We start from the raw sequence: 24,647 nt of genomic DNA on the forward strand, positions 1-24,647 counted from the left end.
GGCCGTCAGCTTACCACATCGTCTTTTTCGCCCGCTCCGGCCACTCCCTGTCGTAGGTTTCGCCGTCGATGTTCTTGCGACTGGTTATTTCGAGGATTTGTCCAGGTGTCGGCAGCGACTTCGGATCGACATGCCTCGCCGGGTTCCAGAGCTCGGAACGGACGATGGCGCGGGCACACTGGAAATAAACCGAATCGACGTTGATGACGGTCACCGAGCGCGCCGGTTTGCCCTCGACCGTGAACGACGCGCAGAGCGTTGTATCCGTGGTGATATGGGCGCGACCGTTGATGCGCAGCGTCGTGCCCGAGCCCGGCACCAGAAAAAGCAGGCCAACGCGCGGATCGCGAATGATGTTCTTCAGCGAATCGGCGCGATTGTTGCCGCGCCGGTCCGGCATCATCAGCGTTTTCGGATCGAGAATGCGCACGAAGCCGGCGAGATCGCCGCGCGGCGAACAGTCCAGCCCCTCCGGCCCACTGGTCGCCAGGGCGACGAATGGCGAAGCCTCGATAAAGGCGGCATACTCGGGAACCACATGGTCGAGTTCCTTGACCAGCGAGGTGTCGCCGGGCAATCCGTAAAGGGCTTCGAGCTGTTCGACCGTGGTGATGACGGACATCTTTTCGTCTCCGTATATCCGCCGCCCTTACTCCCGCTGGGTGACGTTTTCACGACGCCGACTTGCCGGAGCTAGCGATCCCGGCTCAGGCCTTTTTCGGCAAGCTCGGCGAGGTAGGCGGTCCAGCGCGCGTCCTTCTCGTGGCCGAGCGTGTGCAGGTAGTTCCAGGTGAAGATGCCGGTGTCGTGGAAGTCATCAAAGGTGATGCGGACGGCGTAGTTGCCGACCGGCTCGATCTTGAGGATCGCCACATTGCGCTTGCCGGGAACCGTAACGCGCTGTTCGGGCGAATGGCCCTGCACCTCGGCCGAGGGCGAGGCGACGCGCAACAGTTCCGCCGGCAGTTCGAACGGTTGATGATCGGGAAAGGTCACCGAGAGCAGTCGGCGGTCTTTCGAGACCCGGAGTTCCCTGGGTGCGGTCATGGTGTTCGATCCCTTGGCAATCCACCCTCCCTACGCTGCTTCGCCAAACGGGAAAAGGCCGTTTGCGGTGAGCCGACATGCGATGTCGGCCAGGGAATGTTACCAAAGATCGAGAAACGATATCTTGATTGGCGGGCCGGATCGTATCACATAGCTATATATAACGAAGCCGTTCACGGCCGCGGGAAGCGCTTGAAGCATGGACATGATCGATCCTTTCGGTCGCACGATCAGTTATCTCAGGGTGTCGGTCACCGACCGCTGCGATTTCCGCTGCACCTATTGCATGGCCGAGGACATGGCCTTCCTGCCGAAGAAGGACCTGCTTTCGCTGGAGGAACTCGACCGGCTGTGCAGCGTCTTCATCGAAAAGGGCGTCAGGAGATTGCGCCTCACCGGTGGTGAGCCGCTGGTTCGCAAGAACATCATGCACCTCGTGCGCCAGTTATCGCGACATCTCGAAAGCGGCGCCCTGGAAGAACTGACGCTGACCACCAACGGCTCGCAGCTTTCGCGCTTTGCCGCCGAACTTGCCGATTGCGGTGTCAAGCGCATCAACGTTTCACTGGACACGCTTGACGCCGACAAATTCCACAAGATCACCCGCTGGGGCCATCTCGGCAAGGTCATGGAAGGCATCGATGCCGCGCAGGCGGCCGGGCTGAAGGTCAAGCTCAACGCGGTGGCGCTGAAGGATTTCAACGACGCCGAACTGCCCGACATGATGCGCTGGGCGCATGGCCGCGGCATGGACCTGACGGTCATCGAAACCATGCCGATGGGCGAGATCGACGCCGACCGCACCGACCAGTATTTGCCGCTGTCGCTGCTGCGCGCTTCGCTGGAGCGCCAGTTCACGCTGACCGACATTCCCTTCAAGACAGGCGGGCCGGCCCGCTATGTCCACGTCGCCGAAACCGGCGGCCGGCTCGGCTTCATCACGCCGATGACCCACAATTTCTGCGAAAGCTGCAACCGCGTCCGGCTGACCTGCACGGGTACGCTCTATATGTGCCTCGGCCAGGAGGATGCGGCTGACCTGCGGGCGCCCTTGCGCGCGTCCGAAGGCAACGAATTGGTCGCCGACGCCATCGACGAAGCCATCGGCCGCAAGCCGAAAGGCCATGATTTCATCATCGACCGCCGCACCAGCCGCCCCTCCGTTTCGCGGCATATGAGCGTTACGGGCGGCTGATCTTTTCGAGAGATTCGTGCAAGATCGCGCCCGGTCATTGGCACCGAGGCGAGATATGCAGAGGCGTTCCTCATTCCTGGCGGTTGTCGCAACCATTGCAGCGACCAACGCAGTTGCCGCGCAATTCACCTATGTGAACGAGCGCTTCGGCACCGTCTGCACTTTTCCCGACGAGGTCTTCACCGATCGCCAGCCTGAGCCCGAAAATGGCGACGGGCAGGAATGGCTCAGCGCCGATGGTGCCAGCCTGATCTGCTCGGGTATTCTCAACACCGACGACGACACACCGAAGGGTTTCGTCGCGGCGGAGAAAGCCAGCAAGGAGCCGGGCTACAGGATCACCTACAGCAAGGCCGGCAAGGATTGGGCGGTGCTGTCGGGCTTGAAGGATGGAAAGATCTTTTACGAGCGTCGCCTCTTCGGCAAGGATGGTGTCATTCGCACCGTATGGATCGAATACCCGCCTGCCGTGAAGTCGAAGTACGATCGGCTTGTCGCGGCGATAGCAGGCAGCCTCAAGGCACACTGAACATTTCGGCCACACGACGACAATATTGCCGAACACAGGCACCGGCCGGATTTACCGTCGGCCTGTTGCGCCCTAAGGCTGCCCGTCGCGATTTTCGCTTCTCGGGGGTTTAAGATATGCGCAAACTCATTCTTTCTCTTGCCATGCTTGGCCTCGCGGCCATGCCAGCCGCAGCCCAGTCGATTGGCGGCACCTACACGGTCGCCGGTACCAACTTCGACGGCTCGACCTATGACGGTGAAGCCACCATCACGCTCACCAGCCAGACGACCTGCACGATCCACTGGGAGACGGGCGGCTCGTCCTCCGACGGCATCTGCATGCGCAACGATGATGCCTTCTCGGCCGGCTATGTCATGGACAAGGACATCGGCCTCGTCGTCTACAAGGTGATGGAAGACGGTTCGCTGCACGGTCTGTGGACGATCGCCGGCAAGGACGGCAATGGCACCGAAGTGCTGACGCCAAAGAAGTAAATTCCACCGTTATCGCAGGGGTTTTATGGGCCGCGGCAAGGCCGTGGCCCAGTCCTTTGCCATTGCTGTTTCAGGCCCGGCTGCTACAGGCTTGCTGCAAAGCAGAACCGGTAGTTGTCTTGCCCCTTTCTCCAAATCTTCGCGGCGCATTGCTCATGGTGGTGGCGATGGCTGGCTTCACCCTCAACGACGCCATTACCAAATACTCGTCGCAATCGATGAGCATGGCGCAAGTCATGCTTATCAGAGGAGCATTTGCTACCCTTTTCGTCGGCTCGCTTGCCTGGCAGCGCGGCGCTCTCGTCCGCCTGCGCTCGATGCTGGACCCGCTGGTGGCGCTGCGCGTCCTCGGCGAAGCCGGCGGCACGGTGACGTTTCTGATCGCGCTCGCCCATTTGCCGATCGCCAGCGTCTCGGCCGTTCTGCAGGCGCTGCCGCTGGCGGTGACGATGGGCGCGGCGCTCGTCTTCGGCGAAGATGTCGGCTGGCGGCGCTGGTTGGCCATCGCCATCGGATTTGTCGGCGTTCTGGTCATCGTGCGGCCGGGCTTCGAAGGGTTCAGCGTATTTTCCCTGGTCGCGTTGGCCTGCGTCGCATGTTGCGCGGTGCGCGATCTCGCCACCAAGAGGATCCCCAAGGCCATTCCGACCCTTCTGGTTTCGACCGCGACCGCACTTGCCATGACCATCGTCGGCGCGCTGCTGTTGTCGCCGATGGGCGGCTGGACACCGATGACAGGGAAAAGCACGGCCTTACTGGCGCTCGCCGCGGTGCTCGTGCTCATCGGCTACCAGTCGATCATCATGGCGATGCGGGTGGGCGACATCTCCTTCATTGCACCGTTCCGCTATACGGCCCTGATCTGGTCGATCCTGCTTGGCCTCTTCATCTTCGCCGACGTTCCCGACCTGCCGATGGTCATCGGCGCCACCATCATCATCGGCTCCGGCCTTTATGCACTCTACCGCGAGCGGATCGTCGGCCGGCGAAAGATCGTCGCCGAAAGCACCGGGCCGACCATGGTCCCGGACGGAATCTAGCCAGCTCCCGAGAAGGTTCTTGTGATTCCCGACGGCTGGCGTACAGGCTCGATGGCATGAAGCGAGACGTTGTGGGGATCATTCTGGCCGGTGGCCAATCAAGACGGATGGGCGGTGGCGACAAGAGCCTGTTGCCGCTCGGCGACGGCTGCCTGCTCGACCATGTCATCTCGCGTCTTGCCCCGCAGGTGGCGCCGCTGGCGCTCAGCGCCAATGGCGACCCGGCGCGCTTCTCCCGCTTTGGACTGCCGGTGCTTGCCGACACGGTCACCGGCTTTGCCGGGCCGCTTGCCGGAATCCTGACCGGCCTCGAATGGGCCACCGCCAACACCGCTTGCAAGGCAATCGTCACCGCTGCGGGCGACACGCCGTTCCTGCCGCTGGATCTTGTCGAGCGGCTGGCGGCAGCCATCGATCAACGCCCCGGTTCGATTGCCGTTGCCTGCTCGGCAGGCAAGCGGCACCCGACCTTCACGCTCTGGCCGGCCAATTGTCGCGACGCCTTGCGGCGCTTCCTGGTCGACGAGGACAACAGGCGGGTTTCGGCCTTCATCGAGCGGCATGATTTTGTCGACGTGGAATTCTCCGTCGCGCAGTCCGCGGGCCAAACGATCGACCCTTTCTTCAATATCAACGAGCCTGATGATCTTGTCCGGGCTGAGCGGCTGTTGCAGAGCATGAAACCATGAACAGACGCATCTTCGGCATCACCGGCTGGAAGAACTCCGGCAAGACGACATTGACCGAGAAGCTGGTCACCGAGCTTGTCCGGCGCGGCTGGAAGGTCTCGACGGTGAAACACGCCCATCATGACTTCGACATCGACAAGCCTGGGGCCGACAGCTTTCGTCACCGGCAGGCCGGTGCCATGGAAGTCGCGATCGTCTCCGGTGTTCGCTGGGCGCTGATGCACGAACTGCGCGGCGAGGATGAGCCGACGCTGGAGGCGGTTCTGTCGCGGCTTGCGCCGTGCGACATCGTGCTGGTCGAGGGCTACAAGCGCGAGGCTCACCGCAAGATAGAAACCCGCCGGGGGGAAGCGAAGGACCGCACACCGCTTTCGGCAAGTGATCCCGCCATCGTCGCAGTGGCCGCCGACTTCACGACGGAGGGCGAAAGCCTGCCGGTGTTCGATCTCGACGATACAAAATCGATAGCCGACTTCATCGAGCGCGCCACCGGGCTCGTTGCTTGAGAGGTAACGCAGCGGCAGAATAGCATTGCCTATTTTTGTGGTTTTGCAGTTGCTTTTTTCTTGGAAAGAGTGGGAGTATCGCCGCAGCGGGCGGTCAAAAGCACCGCCCCACAGAGCCGTTTCGGAACAACGGCCGGGACATAAAGAGAGGACTATCATGCGTATTGCACTGCGTATCGCGCTTGCCGCTTCGGCTGCGCTGCTGACGCTCGGCGTAGCCCAGGCCCAGGAGAAGACCCTGAGGATCGGCACCGAAGGCGCTTATCCCCCATTCAACAACCTGACTTCCGATGGCCAGCTTGTCGGCTTCGACATCGATATCGCCAAGGCGCTTTGCGATGAAATGAAGGTCAAGTGCACCTTCGTCGCCCAGGATTGGGACGGCATTATTCCGGCGCTTCAGGCCGGCAAGTTCGACGCCATCGTCGCCTCGATGTCGATCACGCCGGAGCGGAAGGAGAAGGTCGACTTCACCCACAAATACTACAACACGCCGTCGGCCCTCGCCGTGCCGAAGGACAGCACGCTGAAGGGTGTGACCAAGGAAGATCTCGCCGGCAAGACCGTCGGCGTCGCCACGACGACCACGCATTTCAACTATGCCACGAAGACCTTCACCGACAGCACCGTGAAGGGATATCCGAGCAGCCCCGAGGAGCAGGCAGATCTTGCCAATGGTCGCCTCGACGCCATCGAGGACGACATCGTCGTGCTGCAGCAGTGGCTGGATTCGCCTGATGGCGCCTGCTGCAAGATTCTCGGCCAGCCGTCGCCGCAACCGGTCGAGATCTTCGGGCCGGGCGCCGGCATCGCCGTGCGCAAGGGCGAGACCGACCTGGTCAACAAGCTCAATGCCGCCATCGACGCCATCCGCGCCAATGGAAAATACAAGGAAATCAACGACAAGTACTTCAAGTTCGACGTCTTCGGCGCCGAGTCCTGATAGACAGGATCAAGACGGCGGGGAAATTCCCCGCCGTCTTTCTTTTCATCTTGGTAACGCCGTGGGGATAAGACCTGTCAATGCCAGCCCAAAGCATATGGACACTTCTCAGTTGGGGACCCGATGGCTGGCTTGACGATATCGCTTATGGCGTCATTGTAACGGTTCTTCTTGCGCTTGCGACGCTTCCCATCGGTTTGACGATTGGCTTTTTTGTCGCGCTGGGCAAGCAATCCGAAGAGCCTTCGCTGCGGCTGGCGGCCAACATCTACACCACGGTCTTTCGTGGCCTACCGGAACTGGTGACGCTTTTCCTGTTCTTCTTCGGCATGCCGATCCTGCTGCAACACCTCATCCGATATTTTCGCCCCGAGGCGACCATCGACGTCAACAGCTTCTTCGCCGGGATGATCGTGCTCGCGCTGATCTTCTCTTCTTACGCCAGCGAGGTTTTCCTTTCGGCCTTTCGTGCCATCCCGAAAGGGCAATATGAGGGGGGCTATTCCATTGGTCTGTCCAAATGGCAGACGATGCGCAAGGTGATCTTGCCGCAACTGCTTCGTATCGCGTTCCCCGGTCTGGAAAACTGCTGGCTCAGCCTGCTCAAGGACACCTCGCTTGTCTCGGTTGTCGGTCTCGCCGAGACGTTGCGCAACGCCGGTGTGGCGGCTCGCGTCACCAAGCATTCGTTCCTGTTCTACAGCCTGGCGGCCCTGGTCTTTCTTGGTCTGGCGGTCGTGTCGTCTTTCGCCACCAGTGCCATTTTGCGCTCGCTCGGCAACCGTGAGGCACAACGATGAGCGCTACAGCCGCCATGGTCGAACGGCCGCCACCTCGAGCGCGCGGCTGGCCGCGCCGGCGCATCATCGGCTATGCGCTGGTCTGCCTGTGGATAGCCTTTGGCCTCGGTATCGTCAGCTACCTCTTCCTTGCCTGGAACGCCGCTTTTTTCGCCAAATACGCGCCGGCCTATCTCCAGGGACTCGGCGTCACCCTGTCGCTGGTTGCGATTTCGATGGTGCTTGGCGCCATTATGTCTCTGCCTGTTGCCTATGGGCGTATGTCCAGGAACCGGATCCTGTCCGGCCTTGCCTATTGTTACGTCTATTTCTTCCGCGGCACGCCGCTGCTGGTTCAGACGTTTCTTGTCTACTACGGGTTAGGATCGTTCAGACCGGAACTTAGCGCGGTTGGCCTATACATGCCGGTTGTCAGCGACTGGTTCCAACTTCTGCCTCACGTAAGCATCCCAGCCGGATTGGCGATCGGCCGTTTCACGCTCTGGGATTTTTTCAAAGACGCCTTCAACTGCGGCGTCTTCGCTTTTGCGCTAAACACCGCCGCCTACCAGGCCGAGATTCTACGTGGCGCCATTGAGAGCGTCCCCAAGGGCCAATGGGAAGGCGCAGCTTCGCTCGGCCTGCACAAATTGCAGACGCTGCGCAAGATCATCCTGCCGCAGGCCTTGATCGTCGCACTGCGGCCCTATGGCAACGAACTGATCCTCATGGTCAAGGCTTCGGCGATCGTCGCCATCATCACCGTCTACGATCTGATGGGCAATGCAAAACTCGCCTTCGCCAATAGCTTTGACATCCAGGCCTATATCTGGGTCGCCTTGGTGTACCTTGTGATGGTCGAGCTGTTGCGCCATGCGGTCGAATGGATCGAGCGCCGGATCACCATCCACCTGAAACGCTGACCGCTTCGAACGCTGCTGTCCCAGTCAATCGGGCTACGCGCGTCTTGACGAATTGAGCGCAGAGCCTAGAGCTTTCGCAGCAAATTCCGTTTTCATTCTGAAGGGCAAGCTTATGGCATCTGTGGCATTTCTCGGTCTTGGCGTGATGGGTTACCCGATGGCCGGGCACCTCAGGAACAAGGGCGGCCATGACGTCACCGTCTACAACCGCACCAAGGCGAAAGCCGAGCAATGGGTTGGCCAGCATGGCGGCAGCTTCGCCGCAACACCGGCGGAGGCGGCCGAGGGCAAGGATTTCGTCTTTTCCTGCGTCGGCAATGACGACGATTTGCGTTCGGTGACGACAGGTCCGGACGGCGCCTTCAAATCGATGAAGAAGGGTTCGGTTTTCATCGACAACACCACCGCCTCCGCCGAGGTGGCGCGTGAACTGGCGGCGGCGGCGGAAGCGCGCGGCTTTTCATTCCTCGATGCTCCAGTCTCAGGTGGCCAGGCCGGTGCCGAGAACGGCGTTCTCACTGTCATGGTCGGCGGCGAGCAGGAAGCCTTCGACAAGGCCAGGCCCGTCATCGATGCCTTTGCCCGCATGGTCGGCTTGATGGGTTCCGCAGGCGCTGGCCAGCTCACCAAGATGATCAACCAGATCTGCATCGCCGGGCTGGTGCAGGGACTGGCCGAAGGCATCCATTTCGGCAAGAAGGCCGGGCTCGACATCGAGAAGGTGATCGAGGTGCTTTCCAAGGGTGCTGCCGGGTCCTGGCAGATGGAGAACCGCCACAAGACGATGAATGCCGGCAAGTATGATTTCGGCTTTGCCGTCGACTGGATGCGCAAGGATCTCGGTATCTGCCTGGACGAGGCCGACCGCAACGGCGCCAAGCTGCCGGTGACCGCACTTGTCGATCAGTTCTACAAGGATGTGCAGGCGATGGGCGGCAAGCGCTGGGATACGTCCTCGCTGCTGGCGCGGCTGGAGAAATAGCACTTGGCTGCGATGTCTCAGCCAGATCCGGATTGGACGGCCGATGACATCATTGCCCATCTAAAGGTATTTCGCGCTCCCGAAAATCTCTCTGGCATGGCGCGGTTCGGCATCAACATCGAGACCGCGCTCGGCATCGGCAATTCGCATTTGCGGCCATTGGCGCGCAAGGTGAAGCGCAACCACGAGCGGGCTCTGGTGCTTTGGGACAGCGGCATTCGCGAAGCGCGGCTGATGGCGGCGTTCACCGGCGAGCCGAAAAAGATCACCATCGAAGAATGCCGCCGCTGGGCGGGCGACTTCAATTCCTGGGAGGTCGTCGACAGCGTCTCGGACCTGTTTGCCGCAACGCCTTTCTGGCGCGACCTTATCGACGAGTTCGCCACGGATGAGCGCGAATTCGTCCGCCGAACCGCGTTTGCCATGCTGGCATGGGCAACGGTGCATTTGAAGAAGGAGCCGGACGCAACCTTCTTAGACTATCTGCCGCTGATCAAGGCTCATGCCGGCGATCCGCGCAACTTCGTCAGGAAGGCGGTGAACTGGGCGCTGCGGCAGATCGGCAAGCGGTCTTTGAACCTGCACGGCCCTGCCCTTGCCGTGGCGCAAAAGCTGGCAGCCTCGGCGGACAAGACGGCGCGCTGGATCGGCAAGGATGCCGTCAAGGAGCTCACTGCCCGCAAAACGCTCGAGCGTCTGTCGGCAAGGACGATGCCCAAAACATGATCGATCTGGATTTCGTTCCTGTCACCAGGCAGACATGGCCGGACTTCGAGACGCTGTTCGAACAGTCAGGTGGCCCGAAATACTGCTGGTGCATGAGTTGGCGGGAGCTTGCTGGCCGTCAGTCGAGCAGTAGTGCCGACAAGAAGCGGGCCATGGAGTCGACCGTCGCGGCCGGAACACCAGTGGGCATCATCGCGCGCGCTGGTAAGGAGGTCGTTGGCTGGTGCTCCGTTGCGCCACGCCAGTCTTTCAGAAAGTTGTCGCCGGATCAGAATGACAATGAGAAGGATGTCTGGTCCATCGTCTGCTTCTTCGTCGCTCGCCCTCACCGTGCTGTCGGCATGGGCGCTCGTTTGCTTGAGGCCGCCGTCGATCACGCCTTCAAGAGCGGCGCATCCGCTGTCGAGGCCTATCCGGTCGATCCGGATTCGCCGAGCTTCCGCTTCATGGGCTTCAAGTCGATGTTTGCCGCGCGCGGGTTCCACGAAACCGGCATGGCCGGTTCTCGCCGACATGTGATGCGGCTCGTCCGTTGACGTCATTGGTGGCGGCGGCTTTACTTGACTTCAAAGGGAGCGGCCCCGGAACGGATCAGCCAATGAGCCACCGTCTCAAATCAACCATGGCGCTCGCGACCGCGTTGTTGGTGTCCGTTGCCGCCACCGATGCCTCGGCCGAGACCGCGCACATTTTCTGGAAGGATCTGCGCCCGGCGACGCAAGCCGCAGCCGAAAACGCCGGGCTGCCGATGATCGCGGCCAAGATGCCAGATCATGGCGAAACGCTCTCCGTCAACTTGCAGGACAAGACCATCCAGTTGGCCGGCTATGCATTGCCAGTCGATCGCGACGGCGACCTGGTCTATCAGTTCCTGCTGGTGCCATGGACGGGCGCCTGCAGTCATATGCCGACACCGCCGCCCAATCAGATCGTGCTGGTCACACCAGCCCATCCCTACAAGATGTCTGAGGCTTATCAGCCGGTTGCCGTCACCGGCACGCTGACGCCCGGGATGGAGAAGAGCCAGCTTTTCATCCTCGACGGCGTCAGCGTCATCCAGTCGGGCTATATGGTACGCAAGGCGGATGTGGTGAGCGTCGACAATGTGCCAGACACGATCACGCTACCGGTCAACTCGCCGTGGAGTTTCCTTAACAAAAAGAAGAACTGAGCAGAACGATCCTGTGTGGGGCCATGCTCAGGCGGCGTTGGCGCCGGATTCCTTGTCCAGCACCATGTAGTCGAGCGGGATTTCGGTCGTGTACTTGATCTGCTCCATAGCAAACGACGACGACACGTCGCGGATCTCGATCTTGGCGATCAGGCGCTTGTAGAACGCGTCATAGGCGGCGATATCGGGCACCACCACGCGCAGGAGATAGTCGACATCGCCGCTCATGCGGTAGAACTCGACCACCTCGGGAAACTCCTGGATGACCTCGGAGAAGCGCCGCAGCCATTCATGGCTGTGCGAGTTGGTGCGGATCGACACGAAGACGGTGACCCGCACATTGACCTTTTCGTGGTCGAGGATAGCGACGCGCCGCTTGATGACGCCCTCCTCCTCGAGCTTCTGGATGCGCCGCCAGCAAGGTGTTGTCGACAGCCCGACCTTCTTGGCAACGTCGGCGACCGCGAGTGTCGCATCCTCCTGCAAGAGGCGGAGAATTTTTCTATCGAGGCGATCCATTTCATGCTCCCAAGGGAATAGATTGGCTATATTCCGCCTTATCATGGGCTTTCACAAGAAAGAAATTCTGCAGGATGGCTGAAAAGCGAGTGATTTCTTGCTGAAAGGTCAACCGAGGCGATAGCGGATTTCCGATCGCAGGAAAGGCAGCAAATCTATTTCAAACCAGGGATTCTTCTTCAACCAGCCGGTGTTTCGCCATGATGGATGTGGCAACGGCAGCACTTTCGGACCGGCGGAAGTCTCCCAGATGGCACGCCAGTCCATCACCGTTTCCGTCAGCGAGGGTCGGCGCGCGGCGCCCATGTGCCAGGACTGCGCGTAGATGCCGATCGTCAGCACCAGATCGATGCGTGGCATCAAGGCCATCAAAGGCGCGCGCCAGGCCGGGGCGCATTCGCGCCTCGGCGGCAAGTCCCCGCCCTTGGCGTCCTGGCCGGGAAAGCAGAAGCCCATCGGCACGATGGCAAATTTCTCGATGTCGTAGAATTCGTCGCTTGCCACCCCGAGCCAGCTGCGCAGGCGGTCGCCGGAGGCATCGGTGAACGGCATGCCCGTGACATGCACCTTGGTTCCCGGCGCCTGGCTGGCGATCAGGATGCGGGCCTTGGACGAGGGTCGCAGCACTGGCCGTGGCTCGTGCGGCAGCGGCTTGCCGATCGGATTCTCGACGCAGATCCGGCAAGCGCGAACCGTTGCTGCAAAACTATCGAGCGCATCCTGATCGACCATGGTCTTGTCCGAAAACCGGCTTCCACTTTTCAAGATCATGGTTAGGCGGCGGCGCTCGGTCGGCTGGAAACCGCCTGATGCCAGCGCAACACATTGGTGCATTCCTCCGGCACCTTGATGCGTGCCGGTTTCATGAAGTCGACGGCGATCAGGCCTGTGATATCGGCGATCGAATAGCTGTCGCCGGCTATGAACTCCCGGCTGCCCAGTTCACTGTCCAGAATCCTGAGGAACTCCACGGCTTTCGGCTTGTTGGCCTCGCCCCATTCGACAATCTGCGGGATTTCCCATTCCTTCATGGCCGGGTGGATGTGACGAAAGGCCTGCGCGACGCAGCTGAGCAGGTTGAACTCCATCCGTCTCTGCCACATCTCGACCTGTGCCTTGCCGAGGGCGCCGCGTCCGAACAGGGCCGGCTCCGGATGCAACTCCTCGAAATAGCGGCAGATAGCAATGGATTCGGTGATGACGGTGCCGTCGTCGAGCTCCAGCACCGGCAGGCGTTGCAGGGGGTTGCGCGAGCTGACCGCCTGCTTCCTGTGCTCCAGTGCGCCCATGTCGACGGGCACCAGTGGCACCGCAATGCCTTTCTCGGCCAGGAAAACGCGGACCCTCCGTGGATTGGGCGCCCGGCCGCCGTCGAAGAGCTTCATTCCTTCCTCCTGCTCGTTCTCGGTACAGTTACAGGATGCGCGATCACCAGAAGCGGAAAATCTCGCGCACGGCATCGCCGATCGACGCCAGCGTGCCGTGCTTTCTTTCGACGACTTCGCCGTGATGACTGGCGCGCCAGTCCTGCGGCTGGTCGAATGTGCCCGCCCAGATGCCGGCCTTTCCCGCGCGGGCGTTGGCTTCCTCGCTCTTGTAGTCGCCATAGGCGACCGCCCAGCCCGCCTCGACCTGCGCACGGTTGAGATCCTTGCCGTCGGCGGTGCAGTCGCCAAGCAGGCGGCCATAGCGGTCACGCTGCCAGCCGCTGCAGGAAACGGGCTTCCCGGCGATCAGCCGCATCAGCGATTGGCGCGCGAGCGTCCCGCAAGGATAGTCGCCGCCATTCTTGCGGCAGGTCTGCGAATACTCCGGGGCGTCAATTCCCCGCATGCGAATGCGCTCGGTGCCGAGCGTGATCGAATCGCCGTCATTGACGATTGCAGTTCCCTCCGTCTTGCGTGTTTCCACCCGGTCGAGGCGAGCCGCCAGCAGGATCAGCAATCCGAGAATGACGACGGTAAGCCCGTAGTCCACCAGCCGGCGCCACAAGCTTCTTTGACGTGGCGCGGCGTATCGCCGGCGCGGCCCTGGGGCCCATGAACGGCTCATATGGCAAACGGTTGGTTAATCATTCGAACGTAGCTTAACACTTGGAAACCGCTGCTCGCATAAATTGAAGTTTTGATGCCCTTGCAACGCTCGAACACAGCGGACAAGTTCATTGTGGACCGCAGGAAACCCCATCGCAACAGCGATGTGGCGCGCGCGGTGCGCAAGACGCGTGACCGTCTTTCGCAGCAGGCCGGCAATCCCGATTTCGATCGCGAACTGCTGAAGCTCCACGCCCGCGCCATGACGAGCGGCGCCATCGCCATTCCGCTTCTCGTCCTGGCGATCGCGGCTGTTGGCCGGCTCGCCGGCGTCGGCAACGAGATCGGCCTCTGGGCGCTGTTCACGCTAACTTGCTACACCACCGTCGCCTTCATGGCGCGGCGCATTGAGCGTGCTGAAGCTTCCGAGCTCAATCCCTTGCAAACACAACGGGAATTCCTGGTCGGCCATTTCCTTTGTGGCCTCGGCTGGAGCTGGTTCGTCTGGCTCGGCTGCGGCGCCTGCCAGGTCGACCAGTTCCACGTGGTCAAGGCGGTGGTGCTGCTGTTCGCCATGGCGGCGACCGCTGTGATGGCCTCATCCCTGCGTGGGGCGCTGTTGGCGACCTTTGCGGCTCCGGTGGCCCTCTATGCCTATGTTGGGGTCAAGTTGTGGATGCCGGTCGAGGCGATCATGGCCGGGCTGCTGGTTGTGTCGCTACCCTTCTTCGCCTATGTGGCCCGCCACCTCAACCGCTCCTCCCTGATGCTCTTGTCGTTTCGCTCCGAGAAGGACGCGCTGATCGCCGAACTGGAGACGGCGAAATCGATGTCGGACGAGGCGCGGCGGCGGGCAGAGGATGCCAATCTGGCGAAGTCGCGGTTCCTCGCCTCTATGAGCCACGAGCTGCGTACGCCACTCAACGCCATTCTCGGTTTTTCCGAGGTGATGTCGAACGAGGTGCTGGGGCCGATGAGCAACCCCACCTATCGCGACTACGCCCATGACGTGCATGAATCCGGCCAGCATCTGCTCGACCTGATCAACGAGATCCTCGACCTGTCGCGCATCGAGGCCGGCCGCTACCAGCTCAACGAGGAGCCGGTGATGCTGCTCAACATTGTCGAGGATTGCTGCCACATGATGGAACTCAAGGCGCGCAACAAGGATATCCGCATTGTTCAGGATTTCGAGCATGAGTTGCCGCGCCTTTTCGCCGACGAGCGGGCGGTGCGGCAGATCACGCTCAACCTTCTGTCGAATGCCATCAAGTTCACCGCCACCGGCGGCGAAATTCGCGTTCGCGTCGGCTGGACGGCGGGCGGCGGTCAATACATTTCGGTCAAGGACAATGGTCCCGGCATACCCGAGGACGAAATCCCGATTGTGCTCTCGGCCTTCGGCCAGGGCTCGATCGCCATCAAGAGTGCCGAGCAAGGCACAGGTCTTGGCCTGCCGATCGTGCAGGGGTTGTTAGCTATGCATGGCGGCGAGTTCGAGCTTCATTCCAAGCTGCGCGAGGGCACCGAGGCGATCGCCATCTTCCCGCTGAGCCGGGTGATGGAGGAACTGCCCGCGCTGCCGACCGCGGCGGTGGCGGCGCGCCGGCGGTAACGGAAGTCGTACTGACGTAGCCTTGCCCGGCGCCTAGCCACGAACAGCCGCGGCCATGCCCGAACTGGTCAGCGCCGCCGCCTTGACCAGACCTGCGGCAAGAGCGGCCCCTGCCCCTTCGCCATGGCTTATGCCGAGGTCGAGCAACGGGCGCAGACCGAGCCGTTCGGCGGCCCGGGCATGCGCGGGCTCTGGCGACAGGCTGGCAACAAGACAATGGTCGAGTGCTGCGGGGTTGGCGGCATGCAGCACCGCCGCGGCCGCCATTGCCGCGACTCCGTCGAGCAGAACCGGAATCTTCTGCATCCGTGCGGCGAGGATGGCGCCGGCTATCGCCGCGAACTCGCGGCCGCCGACCCGGCGCAGCACCTCAAACGGGTCGCCGAGATGGCCGCCGTGAAAAGCCAGCGCCGAATCGACCACGTCAGCCTTGCGTGCCTGCATCGCCGCCTCGGCGCCCGACCCCGGACCGACCCAGTCGACGCCCCTGCCCCCGAACAGCGCCGCGAACAGGGCGGCAGCGACGGTGGAGTTGCCGACGCCGAGGTCGCCGAGGCAAAGCAGATCGGTGCCGCCGGCGATCGCTTCCATGCCGAAGGCCATGGTGACGGCGCAGCCGCGCTCGTCAAGCGCGGCGTCCTCGCTGATGTCGGCGGTCGGGATGTGCAGGGCAAGATCGAAAACCTTCAAGCCGAGATCATTGGCGATGCATATCTGGTTGATCGCAGCACCTCCCGCCGCGCAGAGCTCGACCGCATTGGCGGTCGCCGCCACCGGCCGAGGCGAAATGCCGTGGCGGGTGACGCCGTGATTGCCGGCAAAGACCGCCATCAACGGTCTCGTCACCGCGGGCGGAGCACGGCCGCTCCAGGTTGCCAGCCAGGCGGCAATGTCCTCGATGCGGCCAAGTGAATTCCTGGGCTTGTCGGCCTTGGCAAACAGCGTGCGCACGCGAGCCTCGGCTGTCGTGTCGGCTGCTGGCAGGTTGGCCAGCAGGTTGCGAAAGTCATCGAAGGGCAGAGTGCTGGTCATGTCGTTGGCGATCATTCCATGGAGTTGGGGAGCGGCATAGCCGCGTTGCGTGGTCGGCACAACCTCTTGGATCATCCTCCTGTATTGCCGCAAAGGTGGTCCCGGAAGGCGCAATCGCGAGGGCTTGCATTGGCATTGCGGTTGCACCATGTGGAGATGGAACAAGGGATTCCGGCAGGAAGCCCTCAAGAGAAAGTCATGACGGCCATCGAATCCCCGTGCATCCTGGTCTGTTCGATCGACATGAAAACCGGCTTCTGTTTCGGTTGCGGCCGTACGCGCGAAGAAATCGGCTCCTGGATGGGGATGACGCCGGAAACGCGCCGCAATGTCATGGCTGAATTGCCTGCCCGTCTGGAGACGGTCGAGCGCCGGCCGCGTCGCGAAACGCGTCGCACCCGCATGGCGCGCGAACGCGACGCGCTTTCGTGAGGCAGCCACGCGGATGAGGTTGTTCTGGATACTGATGGCGGCGATCGGGGTGGGAACGGTCCTGCTGATGTTCAACGATTCCGGCGGCAGCACGCTCGGCGTCGAGAATTACGATTTCAGCCGGTTGATCTGGCTTGGCGCCTTTGGCGCGCTTATCGGCGCCGGTCTGCTCCGGTCGGGTCGACCGTTGGGAGCCATGGCCCGCAACCTCGGCGCCTGGGCGGCAATCGTGCTCGTGCTGATCGCTGGCTACCAATATCGTTACGAACTGCAGGATATTGCCAGCCGGGTAACCGCGGGTCTCGTTCCCGGCAGTCCGCTCGCCCTGGGCGTGGAAGATGGCCACGCCACGGTGACGCTCGACAAGGCCGACAATGGTCACTTCGAAGCGAGAATCCTGATCAACGGCAACCCGGTGCGGGCCGTTGTCGATACCGGCGCGACCAGCACCGTGCTGACGTCGGAGGACGCGCAAGCCGCCGGGTTCAATCCAGCGGCGCTCAACTACACCATACCAGTCTCGACCGCCAACGGAATGGCGCGCGCAGCCGCCGTGAAAACCGACGAGGTGGCGATCGGCGGCATCGTGCGCAAGGACATGTCGGTGATGGTCGCCGCACCCGGCATGCTCAGCCAGAGTCTGCTCGGTATGAACTTCATCGGCTCGCTGTCAGGCTTCGACGTGCGCGGCGACCGCATGATCCTCAGGGATTGAAGCCAGCCTTGACGTGTCAGGCCGCTTCGGCCGCCGCTCCACTGAATTCAACGGCGGCGAAAGCCGTCTTCAGCACATCCGGTCCAGCACCGGGCCGGGTCGCGTCGGTGGACAGGATCTGGCGGTAGCGGCGCGCGCCGGGCAATCCGTGAAACAGCCCGACCATATGGCGAGTGACATGGCCAAGCCGGCCGCCCTGCTCGATATGGCGTGCCGCATAGCCCACCATCCTGTCGATCAGCGCGGCGAAATCGAACGCATCGGACTGGACGCCATAGAAGGCGGCATCGACGCCGGCCAGAATGCCGGGCGTGTGGTAGGCCGCGCGGCCAAGCATGGCGCCGTCGACATGATCGAGATGCGCCCGCGCCTCTTCAATCGACTGAATGCCGCCATTGATGCCAATGAATTCGTTTGGTTTTCTGACCTTCAGCCGGTACACGCGGCCATAGTCGAGCGGCGGAATGTCACGGTTTTCCTTGGGACTCAGCCCTTCCAGCCAGGCCTTGCGCGCATGCACCCACAACGCATCGGCGCTGGCATCGAAAACACCGTCCGCCAGCGCATCGAGTGCCGGCTCGGGATCCTGCTCGTCGACGCCGATCCGGCATTTGACGGTGACGGGAACTGTCACCGCCGCTTTCATCGCAGAGATGCACTCGGCGACGAGATCAGGCACCTTCATCAGGCAGGCGCCAAACGTGCCAGACTGGACGCGGTCGGACGGACAGCCGACATTGAGGTTGATCTCGTCATAACCGAAGGCTTCGCCAATGCGCGCCGCCTCGGCAAGCTTGCGCGGATCCGAGCCGCCGAGCTGCAGCGCGATCGGATGTTCCGCCTCATCGAAGCCAAGCAACCGCTCGCGCGCGCCCTGGATGATCGCGTCGGCCACCACCATCTCGGTGTAGAGCAGCGCACGGGTCGTCAGCTGGCGATGGAAGAACCGGCAATGCCGATCCGTCCAGTCCATCATGGGTGCCACGGCCAGTCTATAATCTTGATTTATCAGCATTTTTTCTTAACATCAAATCGTTAGACCCTGCCGAGTGCGCACGAATTTACGACAGAATACGACCCTTTTCGCCACCTTTCGATCTCTCAGTGCACACGGAACGCACTCGAAGTTGGCCACCTGTACAAAACTCTCATCCGGCTCCTGGCGTGTCCAAGTCCGTCTCAAGGGTCGCTACGTCAGCGAGACCTTCCTGCGCCGAGACGACGTACGGCACTGGGCAACCGAAACCGAGCGCCAGGTCGATCGCGGTGAGACGCCGACGAAGTCCCGTATAGCGCGCCTGAAGACTCTCAGCGAACTCATCGACCTTCCTATCGACGACCTGTGCGATGTAGGCAAGTCCCCTCGCCGCTCCAAGGCCGCAGCCCTCGATATGTTCCAAAGACATATGGGGAAATGCAACATCGCGGCTCGCGGACGGCTCATTCGTTCTGGTCGCGATCGGACCGCCCAAGGTGCCGGGCCGAGGACTCTCGGTATCGACATCGGCTTTGTGAAACTTATCCTGTCTCATGTCTTGTCGGCAAAGGGCACCAGCGCGCCTGCGACCTACCCAGGATGAGCTCGACAGGCTGATCGCCTACTTCGATGAAAACCCTCGTCAGAGCTCCGGTCGTGAGCCCAGTTGTATCTCACCCTTTCCATTGTAAATCAAAATCCGGGGCGATATCGGCCTGACGTTGCGGGCAACTTTTCGCAACAATCCGAAGGGCTTTGTCGGCACGCCGCCATCCTGGGACACATCGATGACTTTGGACAAATGTCACCGATGAGCTGTTGAGAATTATCTGGCCGCGGCACCGATGCGTCGGCCTTCGGTTTGGCACCAGGGTCTCCACACGAACAAACTGCACAGCGCATCAGAAAATCGAAATTGCCCCTGCCGCCTCGAGCCGCAATGGTCTTCGGGGAGGCAGCCGGCTTGGGCTGTGGAGGAACCGCCGGAGCGGCAAGGCCGCTCGGGCAAGCTGTCGCTTGAGGCTGGCAGCGAGGGAGGGATGGAATTGGCTGGTCCGGGCAAATCCGACGGCGCGCGCATGGGCATCAAAATGTCCCAGGAGCTGGTCGTCGTCGCGATCTCGGTCATCCTCTTCATCGCTTTCTCCGCGACGCTCAACAATTTCCTGAGCCAGGGCAACATCATTGCCATCCTCAAGAACGTTTCGATCCTCGGCACGCTCGCCGTCGGCATGGGCTTCATCGTCGTCGGCCGCGGCATCGACCTGACCATGGTGGCGGTGATGGTGGTCGGCGTCGCCTTCAGCATCTGGATTTCCACCTGGGGCGTCGATTTCACGCTTGCCGTTGTCTGCGGTGCCCTTCTCGCCGCGGCAATCGGCTTGTTCACCGGCATTATGGTGGCGGTGGCCGAAATCCCGCCGATCTTCGCCACGCTTGCCATCGCCTCCTCGGTCTACGGCTCCGGCCGCATCGTCTTTGCCTCCGACGTGCTCTATGCCCCGTCTAACATCGCCTGGCTGAAATTCGTCGGCAGCGGCACCGTCCTCGGCATCCCGATGGTCGTGATCATCTTCGCGGCGGTGGCGGCGCTGATGGGCTTCTTCCTGAAGAAGACGCGCTTCGGTCGGCTGGTCTATGCCACCGGCGACAATCCGAACGCCGCCCGCACCACCGGCCTGCCGACGCGCCCGATCATCGTGACGCAGTATGTCATCAGCGCGCTCATCGCCTTCACCGCAGGCATCATCATGCTGGGGCTGGTCACCGGCATCGACACGCGCCTCTACAATTCCAGCCTGATCTACGATGTGCTTTTGGTCGTCGTGCTCGGCGGCATCGGCCTTTCCGGTGGCCAGGGTGGCGTACGCAACGTCATCGTCGGCACCATCCTTGTCGGCATCCTGACCAACGGCATGACGATCCTGAACTTCAGCTACACCAGCCAGAACCTGATCAAGAGCGTGATCCTGCTGGGTGCGCTGGCGATCGACGCCATCATCAATCCGCGCGACGAGCAGACCTCGCAGAGCGGCGACATCTGAAACAACAACCCGAAATATCAATCAGGGAGGAAACCATGAAGTTACTCAAGAACTGCCTGTTCGCGGGGCTGACGGCGCTTTCGCTGCTGGGCGCCGCCAACGTCACCACCGCTCAGGAAACCGACCAGGTCGGGCGGGCGCCATATCTTGAGGCACTCAAGGGCAAAAAGGTCATCTTCGTGCCGATCTCGCAGGGCATGGACCTCAACCAGTCCTGGGTCGTGGTGTGGCAGCGTCATGCCGCCCGTTACGGCTTCAGCCTCGAAGTGCGCGATCCCAATGGCGACACCAATGCCGGCATCCGCGCCATGCAGGGCGCCATCGCCGAGAAGCCGGACCTGATCATCGTGCAGAATCCGGACGTGCAGACCTACGCACGCCTGCTGAAGCAGGCGCAGGCCGCCGGCATCAAGGTGCTGCAAGTCAACATGCAGTCGGCGACCCAGACCGACAGCTATGTCGGCAATGACTGGATCGAGATGGGCCGTCTCGAAATGGGCGAACTGGCCAAGCACTGCACCGGGCCGAACGCCGTCTCGCACAAGGTGGTCTGGCTTGCCGGCGTGCAGACGGGTGCCGCCAACATCTACATGCGTACCGGTATCGATGAGGTGCTGAAAGCCAATCCGGAGCTACAGCTCGTCTCCGACCAGCCGGCCGACTACATGAGCGAAAAGGCCCGCCAGATCACCGAGACGGTCCTCCAGCAGCATCCGGACCTGTGCGGCATCATGGGCATCTGGGACAACGCTGAAGTCGGCGCCGGTGCCGCTGTCGCGGCTGCCGGCAAGCAGGACCAGGTCACCATCGTCACCAATGGCGCGGGCAGCGCCACCGGCTGCGAGAGCATCAAGAACGGCCTGCTCGATGTGATCTTCAACTTCAATTCGCCCATCCAGGCGGAGATCGCCGCGCAGCAGATTTCGGAATTGCTGCAGCACCCAGAACGGCAGGCGGGCAGCGAGAAGACCATCTTCTTCGGCCCGATCACCCGTGTCGACAAGACCAACGCCGCCGGCAGGAACTGCTGGAAGCTGGACGAGCTCAAGTAACGGACTGACTTGATGAGCATGGCCGAAAGCCTTGTGCGCTGGCGCTACCGCCTGCTCCCCGACCACGTGGTCGGGGAGATCCTGACCAAGAAGTGGATCGACAGCGTCATCCCCTTCACGGCGCTGGTCATTCTGTGCGCGATCTTCGGCTCGATCGTACCGGGCTTCTTCAGCGTGGCGACGCTGACCAATCTCAGCGGCCAGACCGCCGAGCTCGGTCTGGTCGTGCTCGGCATGACCATCGTCATGGTCTCGGGCGGCATCGACCTGTCGGTCGGTTCGACCTTCGCGCTGGCCGTGCTGGTGACGCTCTACGGCATGAATGTCGGGCAATGGAGTTTCGGCACCGGCCTGCTGACGTGCCTAGGGCTCGGCATCGTCTGCGGCGCCATCAACGGCTTCCTGGTCGGCTTCCTGCGCATGCGGGCATTCCTGACCACGCTGGTGACGCTCATCATCTACCGTTCGACCTTCGACGTCATCTTCCCGCAGGTCTCGACGGCGATCGTCACAAGCGGACCGGATTCCCCGACCTATGATTTTCTCGGCTTCGGCACGATCTGGGGCGTGCCGACCTCCTTCGTCGTCTTTGTGGTCATCGCACTGGTGATCCACCTCATGCTGTCGCGTGCCCGCTATGGCTGGCGGTTGTTCGCTGTCGGTGGCGCGCGCCGCTCCGCGTACAATGCCGGCATCAACGTGCGCTTTACCCTGTTCAGCGCCTACGTTCTTTGCTCGGTGCTGGTCGCGCTCTCCGGCTTCTTCTTCTCGGCCCGCATCGGCAGCGCTGCTTCCGATATCGGCACCGGGCTCGAACTGCAGGTCCTGACCGCGACCGTGCTCGGCGGCATCTCGCTTGGCGGCGGGCGCGGCTCGGTGGCCAAGGCCCTGATGGGGACGATCTTCGTGCTCGTCCTGTCGAACAGCCTGCTCGCTCTGGCCGTGTCTGGCCCGGTCAACTATCTGATCCTCGGTCTCGTGCTGCTTTTCTCGGTCCTGCTCGACGTGCGCTGGGTGAAGAACCGCCACAAGATCCTGCGCAGCGTCTACATCTCGCCGACCTTCGCCAAGATGCGCGAGCCGATCTCGACCGCGCCAGGCACGCCGATCGCGGTGAACGACCGGCTCAAGGATGTCGGCGTGATCGGCCTTGGCGTCCTCGACGGCGCCGAAGATGTGATCTTCGACCGCCAGGACCGCCTCTACACCGGCACCCGACAGGGCGACATCCTGCGCTTCCAGCCGCCGCACTACGCCGAGAGCGAAGTGTTCGCCCACATTGGCGGCTCGCCGCTCGGCATGGCATTCGATCGCGACGACAATCTGGTCATCTGCGTCGCCGGCATGGGCCTTTACCGGGTCGCGCCGAACGGTGAGGTGAAGCTGCTTACCGCCGAGACCAACCGCTCGCTGACTTCGGTCGTCGACGATAGCACGATGAAGCTCGCCGACGACTGCGACATCCTTCCGGATGGACGCATCGTATTTTCCGAAGCCACTGTGCGTTTCGAGATGCACGACTGGTACGCCGATGCGCTGGAAAGCCGTGGCAACGGGCGTATCATCGTCCATGATCCGAAATCCGGCTCTACGCGCACGCTCTTGTCGAACCTGGTCTTCCCCAATGGCATCTGCACGGCATTCGACGGCCAGTCCGTGCTGTTCGCCGAAAGCTGGGCCTGCCGCATCAGCCGCTACTATTTCGACGGCCCGAAGAAGGGAAAGGTCGAACGCGTCATCGAGGGATTGCCCGGCTATCCCGACAACATCAACCGCGCTTCGGACGGAACCTACTGGCTCGCTTTGATGGGCATGCGCACGCCGGCACTCGACCTGTCGCTTGAAATGCCGGGTTTCCGCCGCCGCATGGCGCGGCGCGTGTCGGAAGATGCGTGGCTGATGCCCAACCTCAACACTGGTTGCGTGCTGCGCTTCGACGAGAACGGCCAGATCCTCGAAAGCCTGTGGGACCGCGCCGGCGAGAAGCATCCGATGATCACCTCGATGCGCGAGCACAAGGGCGTGCTCTATCTCTGCGGCATCTTCAACAACCGCATGGGAACCCTGCCGCTGAAGGGCGTCGATCCCAACTGGTTCAGCTCGGATTCCTACTGGGGCAAGAAGGCATGAGCGCCGTGAGCCAGCTTTTCGACCGCTTTCTCGGCCGTGGCGACTGGGCGGTGACGGTGCCGACGCTTGACGGCCCCTTGCTGCCCAATCAGGGCCTCGAGGAAGCCGAGACCTTCGTCAGCCTCGCCGACGCCGACAATCTGGTGCGCACCGACAAGGGCGTGCTGGCCAGCAGCGCCGCCTCGCTGGTGCGTTTCGGTGCCGATGGCCATGCAGAAGTGCTACAGCAATTCCCTGGCGAGATTACAGCACTTGCCCATGCCCGCGGCATGACCGCCCTGGCGGTCGACGGCAAGGGCGTGGCCATCCGAGGTGGTCTCCATGACGGGCGCGAAGCAACAGGCGACGAGGCCCTGCGGCTCTCCTGCATCACCGCCCTCACCTTCCTCGACAGCAACACCGTGCTGATCGCCAATGGCTCGGCCTCGGTGCCGGCGGGCGGCTGGCGCCGCGATCTGATGCAGAAGAACGCTTCTGGTTCGCTCTGGCGCCTCGATCTGAAAAGCGGCCGTCTGGAACTGATCAGCGACGGACTGGCCTGGCCGGCCGGCATAGCCACCACCGGCTCCAACCGCATCTATGTCACGGAGGCCTGGCGCCACCGTGTGCTGGCGATCGACCTTGCCACCAAAACGACGACGGCGGTGCTGGAACATCTGCCGGCCTACCCCGCTCGTATCGCGCCTGCCTTCAACGCGGGCTACTGGCTGACCTTCTATTCCGTCCGCAACCAGCTGGTGGAGTTCATCCTGCGCGAGGAGACCTATCGCAAACGCATGCTGGCCGAAGTCCCTGAACAGTTCTGGGTGGCGCCGTCGCTGAGCTCATGGCGCGACTACCGTGAGCCGATGCAAGGCAGCCAGCTCAAGCAGATGAACGTACTGAAGCCGTACGCGGTCACCCGATCCTACGGGCTGGTGGTGCATTGCGACCAGAACATGAAGCCGCTGTCGAGCTTCCACTCACGCGCCGACGGCACGGTGCACGGCACGGTCAGTGCCTGCGAGGCCGGCGATGACCTGCTGGTCGCCTCGCGTGGCGGCTCGAGGGTCGTGCGCGTGGCCGGCGCCGCCGGCGGCAAGCGGGGTTAAG

27 protein-coding genes and 1 pseudogene are annotated in these 24,647 nt (G+C 62.2%); 20 read left to right on the top strand and 8 right to left on the bottom strand.

Annotated elements, in window-relative coordinates; all coding sequences use genetic code 11:
• Nucleotides 1-10 precede the first annotated feature (10 nt).
• Complete coding sequence (locus BLS48_RS30490) at nt 11-622, bottom strand: pyridoxamine 5'-phosphate oxidase family protein (protein WP_091585802.1); 612 nt, start codon at nt 620-622, stop codon at nt 11-13.
• 71 nt (nt 623-693) lie between these two features.
• The gene (locus BLS48_RS30495) at nt 694-1,047 is read right to left on the bottom strand and encodes a gamma-butyrobetaine hydroxylase family protein (RefSeq protein WP_091585803.1); all 354 of its coding nucleotides are present in this window, start codon (nt 1,045-1,047) and stop codon (nt 694-696) included.
• 199 nt (nt 1,048-1,246) lie between these two features.
• Between BLS48_RS30495 and moaA the strand changes: the two genes are divergently transcribed.
• From moaA to BLS48_RS30560, 13 genes and pseudogenes are all read left to right on the top strand, one after another.
• Complete coding sequence (gene moaA / locus BLS48_RS30500) at nt 1,247-2,242, top strand: GTP 3',8-cyclase MoaA (protein WP_091585804.1); 996 nt, start codon at nt 1,247-1,249, stop codon at nt 2,240-2,242.
• Between the two features lie 55 nt (nt 2,243-2,297).
• A complete protein-coding gene (locus BLS48_RS30505; RefSeq protein ID WP_091585806.1) occupies nt 2,298-2,771 on the top strand; it encodes a hypothetical protein in 474 nt (157 codons plus the stop codon).
• A 116-nt stretch (nt 2,772-2,887) separates the two neighbouring features.
• Complete coding sequence (locus tag BLS48_RS30510) at nt 2,888-3,247, top strand: hypothetical protein (protein WP_091585808.1); 360 nt, start codon at nt 2,888-2,890, stop codon at nt 3,245-3,247.
• 119 nt (nt 3,248-3,366) lie between these two features.
• Entirely contained in the window at nt 3,367-4,287 is a 921-nt protein-coding gene (locus BLS48_RS30515) for a DMT family transporter (RefSeq protein WP_091585810.1), read from the top strand.
• Between the two features lie 56 nt (nt 4,288-4,343).
• The gene (mobA, locus tag BLS48_RS30520) at nt 4,344-4,976 is read left to right on the top strand and encodes a molybdenum cofactor guanylyltransferase MobA (protein WP_091585812.1); all 633 of its coding nucleotides are present in this window, start codon (nt 4,344-4,346) and stop codon (nt 4,974-4,976) included.
• Entirely contained in the window at nt 4,973-5,482 is a 510-nt protein-coding gene (gene mobB, locus BLS48_RS30525) for a molybdopterin-guanine dinucleotide biosynthesis protein B (RefSeq protein WP_091585814.1), read from the top strand. The genes mobA and mobB overlap by 4 nt, the downstream gene beginning before the upstream one ends.
• A 157-nt stretch (nt 5,483-5,639) precedes the next feature.
• The gene (locus tag BLS48_RS30530) at nt 5,640-6,425 is read left to right on the top strand and encodes an ABC transporter substrate-binding protein (protein ID WP_091585816.1); all 786 of its coding nucleotides are present in this window, start codon (nt 5,640-5,642) and stop codon (nt 6,423-6,425) included.
• A gap of 80 nt (nt 6,426-6,505) precedes the next feature.
• Nucleotides 6,506-7,225, top strand: a complete 720-nt coding sequence (locus tag BLS48_RS30535; RefSeq protein WP_091585819.1) for an ABC transporter permease — start codon at nt 6,506-6,508, stop codon at nt 7,223-7,225.
• Nucleotides 7,222-8,127: an ABC transporter permease gene (locus BLS48_RS30540; RefSeq protein ID WP_091585821.1), complete on the top strand. Its 906-nt coding sequence runs from the start codon at nt 7,222-7,224 to the stop codon at nt 8,125-8,127. The genes BLS48_RS30535 and BLS48_RS30540 overlap by 4 nt, the downstream gene beginning before the upstream one ends.
• A 112-nt stretch (nt 8,128-8,239) precedes the next feature.
• Nucleotides 8,240-9,109 (top strand): NAD(P)-dependent oxidoreductase, encoded by an 870-nt coding sequence (locus BLS48_RS30545; RefSeq protein ID WP_091585823.1) that lies wholly within the window; start codon nt 8,240-8,242, stop codon nt 9,107-9,109.
• Nucleotides 9,106-9,835, top strand: a pseudogene (locus tag BLS48_RS30550) (DNA alkylation repair protein). Before BLS48_RS30545 ends, BLS48_RS30550 begins: the two are co-directional and overlap by 4 nt.
• Nucleotides 9,832-10,371 carry a GNAT family N-acetyltransferase gene (locus BLS48_RS30555; RefSeq protein WP_091585827.1) on the top strand — a complete coding sequence of 180 codons (540 nt, stop codon included), beginning with the start codon at nt 9,832-9,834 and terminating at the stop codon, nt 10,369-10,371. The pseudogene BLS48_RS30550 and the gene BLS48_RS30555 overlap by 4 nt, the downstream one beginning before the upstream one ends.
• Nucleotides 10,368-11,006 carry a DUF3299 domain-containing protein gene (locus tag BLS48_RS30560; protein WP_244529976.1) on the top strand — a complete coding sequence of 213 codons (639 nt, stop codon included), beginning with the start codon at nt 10,368-10,370 and terminating at the stop codon, nt 11,004-11,006. Before BLS48_RS30555 ends, BLS48_RS30560 begins: the two co-directional genes overlap by 4 nt.
• 27 nt (nt 11,007-11,033) lie before the next feature.
• On the opposite strand, the gene BLS48_RS30565 is transcribed toward BLS48_RS30560, so the two are convergent.
• From BLS48_RS30565 to BLS48_RS30580, 4 genes are all read right to left on the bottom strand, one after another.
• Nucleotides 11,034-11,525, bottom strand: a complete 492-nt coding sequence (locus BLS48_RS30565) for an Lrp/AsnC family transcriptional regulator (protein WP_006205209.1) — start codon at nt 11,523-11,525, stop codon at nt 11,034-11,036.
• A 108-nt stretch (nt 11,526-11,633) separates the two neighbouring features.
• The gene (locus BLS48_RS30570; protein ID WP_091585832.1) at nt 11,634-12,359 is read right to left on the bottom strand and encodes a uracil-DNA glycosylase family protein; all 726 of its coding nucleotides are present in this window, start codon (nt 12,357-12,359) and stop codon (nt 11,634-11,636) included.
• Nucleotides 12,299-12,910, bottom strand: a complete 612-nt coding sequence (locus BLS48_RS30575; protein ID WP_091585834.1) for a glutathione S-transferase — start codon at nt 12,908-12,910, stop codon at nt 12,299-12,301. Before BLS48_RS30575 ends, BLS48_RS30570 begins: the two co-directional genes overlap by 61 nt.
• 43 nt (nt 12,911-12,953) lie before the next feature.
• The gene (locus BLS48_RS30580) at nt 12,954-13,577 is read right to left on the bottom strand and encodes a thermonuclease family protein (RefSeq protein WP_091585836.1); all 624 of its coding nucleotides are present in this window, start codon (nt 13,575-13,577) and stop codon (nt 12,954-12,956) included.
• Between the two features lie 75 nt (nt 13,578-13,652).
• On the opposite strand from BLS48_RS30580, the gene BLS48_RS30585 reads away from it, so the two are divergent.
• Nucleotides 13,653-15,173 (top strand): sensor histidine kinase, encoded by a 1,521-nt coding sequence (locus BLS48_RS30585; protein WP_091585838.1) that lies wholly within the window; start codon nt 13,653-13,655, stop codon nt 15,171-15,173.
• Between the two features lie 33 nt (nt 15,174-15,206).
• Here the strand turns inward: BLS48_RS30585 and BLS48_RS30590 are convergent, their stop codons facing one another.
• Nucleotides 15,207-16,205, bottom strand: a complete 999-nt coding sequence (locus BLS48_RS30590; protein WP_091585879.1) for a nicotinate-nucleotide--dimethylbenzimidazole phosphoribosyltransferase — start codon at nt 16,203-16,205, stop codon at nt 15,207-15,209.
• Nucleotides 16,206-16,403: 198 nt separating this feature from the next.
• On the opposite strand from BLS48_RS30590, the gene BLS48_RS30595 reads away from it, so the two are divergent.
• Complete coding sequence (locus BLS48_RS30595) at nt 16,404-16,637, top strand: DUF1289 domain-containing protein (RefSeq protein ID WP_091585840.1); 234 nt, start codon at nt 16,404-16,406, stop codon at nt 16,635-16,637.
• A gap of 13 nt (nt 16,638-16,650) precedes the next feature.
• Nucleotides 16,651-17,352: a TIGR02281 family clan AA aspartic protease gene (locus BLS48_RS30600; protein WP_091585842.1), complete on the top strand. Its 702-nt coding sequence runs from the start codon at nt 16,651-16,653 to the stop codon at nt 17,350-17,352.
• Between the two features lie 16 nt (nt 17,353-17,368).
• Here BLS48_RS30600 and dusA read toward each other — a convergent pair whose 3' ends face one another.
• Complete coding sequence (dusA, locus tag BLS48_RS30605; RefSeq protein ID WP_091585843.1) at nt 17,369-18,367, bottom strand: tRNA dihydrouridine(20/20a) synthase DusA; 999 nt, start codon at nt 18,365-18,367, stop codon at nt 17,369-17,371.
• A 1,001-nt stretch (nt 18,368-19,368) separates the two neighbouring features.
• On the opposite strand from dusA, the gene BLS48_RS30615 reads away from it, so the two are divergent.
• From BLS48_RS30615 to BLS48_RS30630, 4 genes are read left to right on the top strand one after another with little or no spacing between them, the layout of a single operon-like run.
• Complete coding sequence (locus BLS48_RS30615) at nt 19,369-20,373, top strand: ABC transporter permease (protein WP_342028548.1); 1,005 nt, start codon at nt 19,369-19,371, stop codon at nt 20,371-20,373.
• A gap of 35 nt (nt 20,374-20,408) precedes the next feature.
• On the top strand, nt 20,409-21,425 hold the full coding sequence (locus tag BLS48_RS30620; RefSeq protein WP_091585845.1) for a sugar ABC transporter substrate-binding protein: 1,017 nt from the start codon (nt 20,409-20,411) through the stop codon (nt 21,423-21,425).
• A gap of 12 nt (nt 21,426-21,437) precedes the next feature.
• Entirely contained in the window at nt 21,438-23,555 is a 2,118-nt protein-coding gene (locus BLS48_RS30625) for an ABC transporter permease (protein ID WP_091585847.1), read from the top strand.
• The gene (locus tag BLS48_RS30630) at nt 23,552-24,646 is read left to right on the top strand and encodes an NHL repeat-containing protein (RefSeq protein WP_091585849.1); all 1,095 of its coding nucleotides are present in this window, start codon (nt 23,552-23,554) and stop codon (nt 24,644-24,646) included. Before BLS48_RS30625 ends, BLS48_RS30630 begins: the two co-directional genes overlap by 4 nt.
• Nucleotide 24,647: the final 1 nt, after the last annotated feature.

This window comes from Mesorhizobium qingshengii (assembly GCF_900103325.1).
GTDB classification, from domain to species: domain Bacteria; phylum Pseudomonadota; class Alphaproteobacteria; order Rhizobiales; family Rhizobiaceae; genus Mesorhizobium; species Mesorhizobium qingshengii.

What these genes read in the sequence shown, in the direction of transcription:
- moaA (WP_091585804.1), top strand. Translation starts at nt 1,247, where the DNA reads ATGGACATGATCGATCCTTTCGGTCGCACGATCAGTTATCTCAGGGTG.
- BLS48_RS30590 (WP_091585879.1), bottom strand. Translation starts at nt 16,205, where the DNA reads ATGACCAGCACTCTGCCCTTCGATGACTTTCGCAACCTGCTGGCCAAC.
- BLS48_RS30575 (WP_091585834.1), bottom strand. Translation starts at nt 12,910, where the DNA reads ATGAAGCTCTTCGACGGCGGCCGGGCGCCCAATCCACGGAGGGTCCGC.
- BLS48_RS30530 (WP_091585816.1), top strand. Translation starts at nt 5,640, where the DNA reads ATGCGTATTGCACTGCGTATCGCGCTTGCCGCTTCGGCTGCGCTGCTG.
- BLS48_RS30555 (WP_091585827.1), top strand. Translation starts at nt 9,832, where the DNA reads ATGATCGATCTGGATTTCGTTCCTGTCACCAGGCAGACATGGCCGGAC.
- BLS48_RS30580 (WP_091585836.1), bottom strand. Translation starts at nt 13,577, where the DNA reads ATGAGCCGTTCATGGGCCCCAGGGCCGCGCCGGCGATACGCCGCGCCA.
- BLS48_RS30620 (WP_091585845.1), top strand. Translation starts at nt 20,409, where the DNA reads ATGAAGTTACTCAAGAACTGCCTGTTCGCGGGGCTGACGGCGCTTTCG.
- BLS48_RS30630 (WP_091585849.1), top strand. Translation starts at nt 23,552, where the DNA reads ATGAGCGCCGTGAGCCAGCTTTTCGACCGCTTTCTCGGCCGTGGCGAC.
- dusA (WP_091585843.1), bottom strand. Translation starts at nt 18,367, where the DNA reads ATGCTGATAAATCAAGATTATAGACTGGCCGTGGCACCCATGATGGAC.
- BLS48_RS30625 (WP_091585847.1), top strand. Translation starts at nt 21,438, where the DNA reads ATGAGCATGGCCGAAAGCCTTGTGCGCTGGCGCTACCGCCTGCTCCCC.
- BLS48_RS30490 (WP_091585802.1), bottom strand. Translation starts at nt 622, where the DNA reads ATGTCCGTCATCACCACGGTCGAACAGCTCGAAGCCCTTTACGGATTG.
- BLS48_RS30505 (WP_091585806.1), top strand. Translation starts at nt 2,298, where the DNA reads ATGCAGAGGCGTTCCTCATTCCTGGCGGTTGTCGCAACCATTGCAGCG.
- BLS48_RS30540 (WP_091585821.1), top strand. Translation starts at nt 7,222, where the DNA reads ATGAGCGCTACAGCCGCCATGGTCGAACGGCCGCCACCTCGAGCGCGC.
- BLS48_RS30570 (WP_091585832.1), bottom strand. Translation starts at nt 12,359, where the DNA reads ATGCACCAATGTGTTGCGCTGGCATCAGGCGGTTTCCAGCCGACCGAG.
- BLS48_RS30535 (WP_091585819.1), top strand. Translation starts at nt 6,506, where the DNA reads ATGCCAGCCCAAAGCATATGGACACTTCTCAGTTGGGGACCCGATGGC.
- BLS48_RS30495 (WP_091585803.1), bottom strand. Translation starts at nt 1,047, where the DNA reads ATGACCGCACCCAGGGAACTCCGGGTCTCGAAAGACCGCCGACTGCTC.
- mobA (WP_091585812.1), top strand. Translation starts at nt 4,344, where the DNA reads ATGAAGCGAGACGTTGTGGGGATCATTCTGGCCGGTGGCCAATCAAGA.
- BLS48_RS30510 (WP_091585808.1), top strand. Translation starts at nt 2,888, where the DNA reads ATGCGCAAACTCATTCTTTCTCTTGCCATGCTTGGCCTCGCGGCCATG.
- BLS48_RS30615 (WP_342028548.1), top strand. Translation starts at nt 19,369, where the DNA reads ATGGAATTGGCTGGTCCGGGCAAATCCGACGGCGCGCGCATGGGCATC.
- BLS48_RS30585 (WP_091585838.1), top strand. Translation starts at nt 13,653, where the DNA reads ATGCCCTTGCAACGCTCGAACACAGCGGACAAGTTCATTGTGGACCGC.
- mobB (WP_091585814.1), top strand. Translation starts at nt 4,973, where the DNA reads ATGAACAGACGCATCTTCGGCATCACCGGCTGGAAGAACTCCGGCAAG.
- BLS48_RS30600 (WP_091585842.1), top strand. Translation starts at nt 16,651, where the DNA reads ATGAGGTTGTTCTGGATACTGATGGCGGCGATCGGGGTGGGAACGGTC.
- BLS48_RS30595 (WP_091585840.1), top strand. Translation starts at nt 16,404, where the DNA reads ATGACGGCCATCGAATCCCCGTGCATCCTGGTCTGTTCGATCGACATG.
- BLS48_RS30565 (WP_006205209.1), bottom strand. Translation starts at nt 11,525, where the DNA reads ATGGATCGCCTCGATAGAAAAATTCTCCGCCTCTTGCAGGAGGATGCG.
- BLS48_RS30545 (WP_091585823.1), top strand. Translation starts at nt 8,240, where the DNA reads ATGGCATCTGTGGCATTTCTCGGTCTTGGCGTGATGGGTTACCCGATG.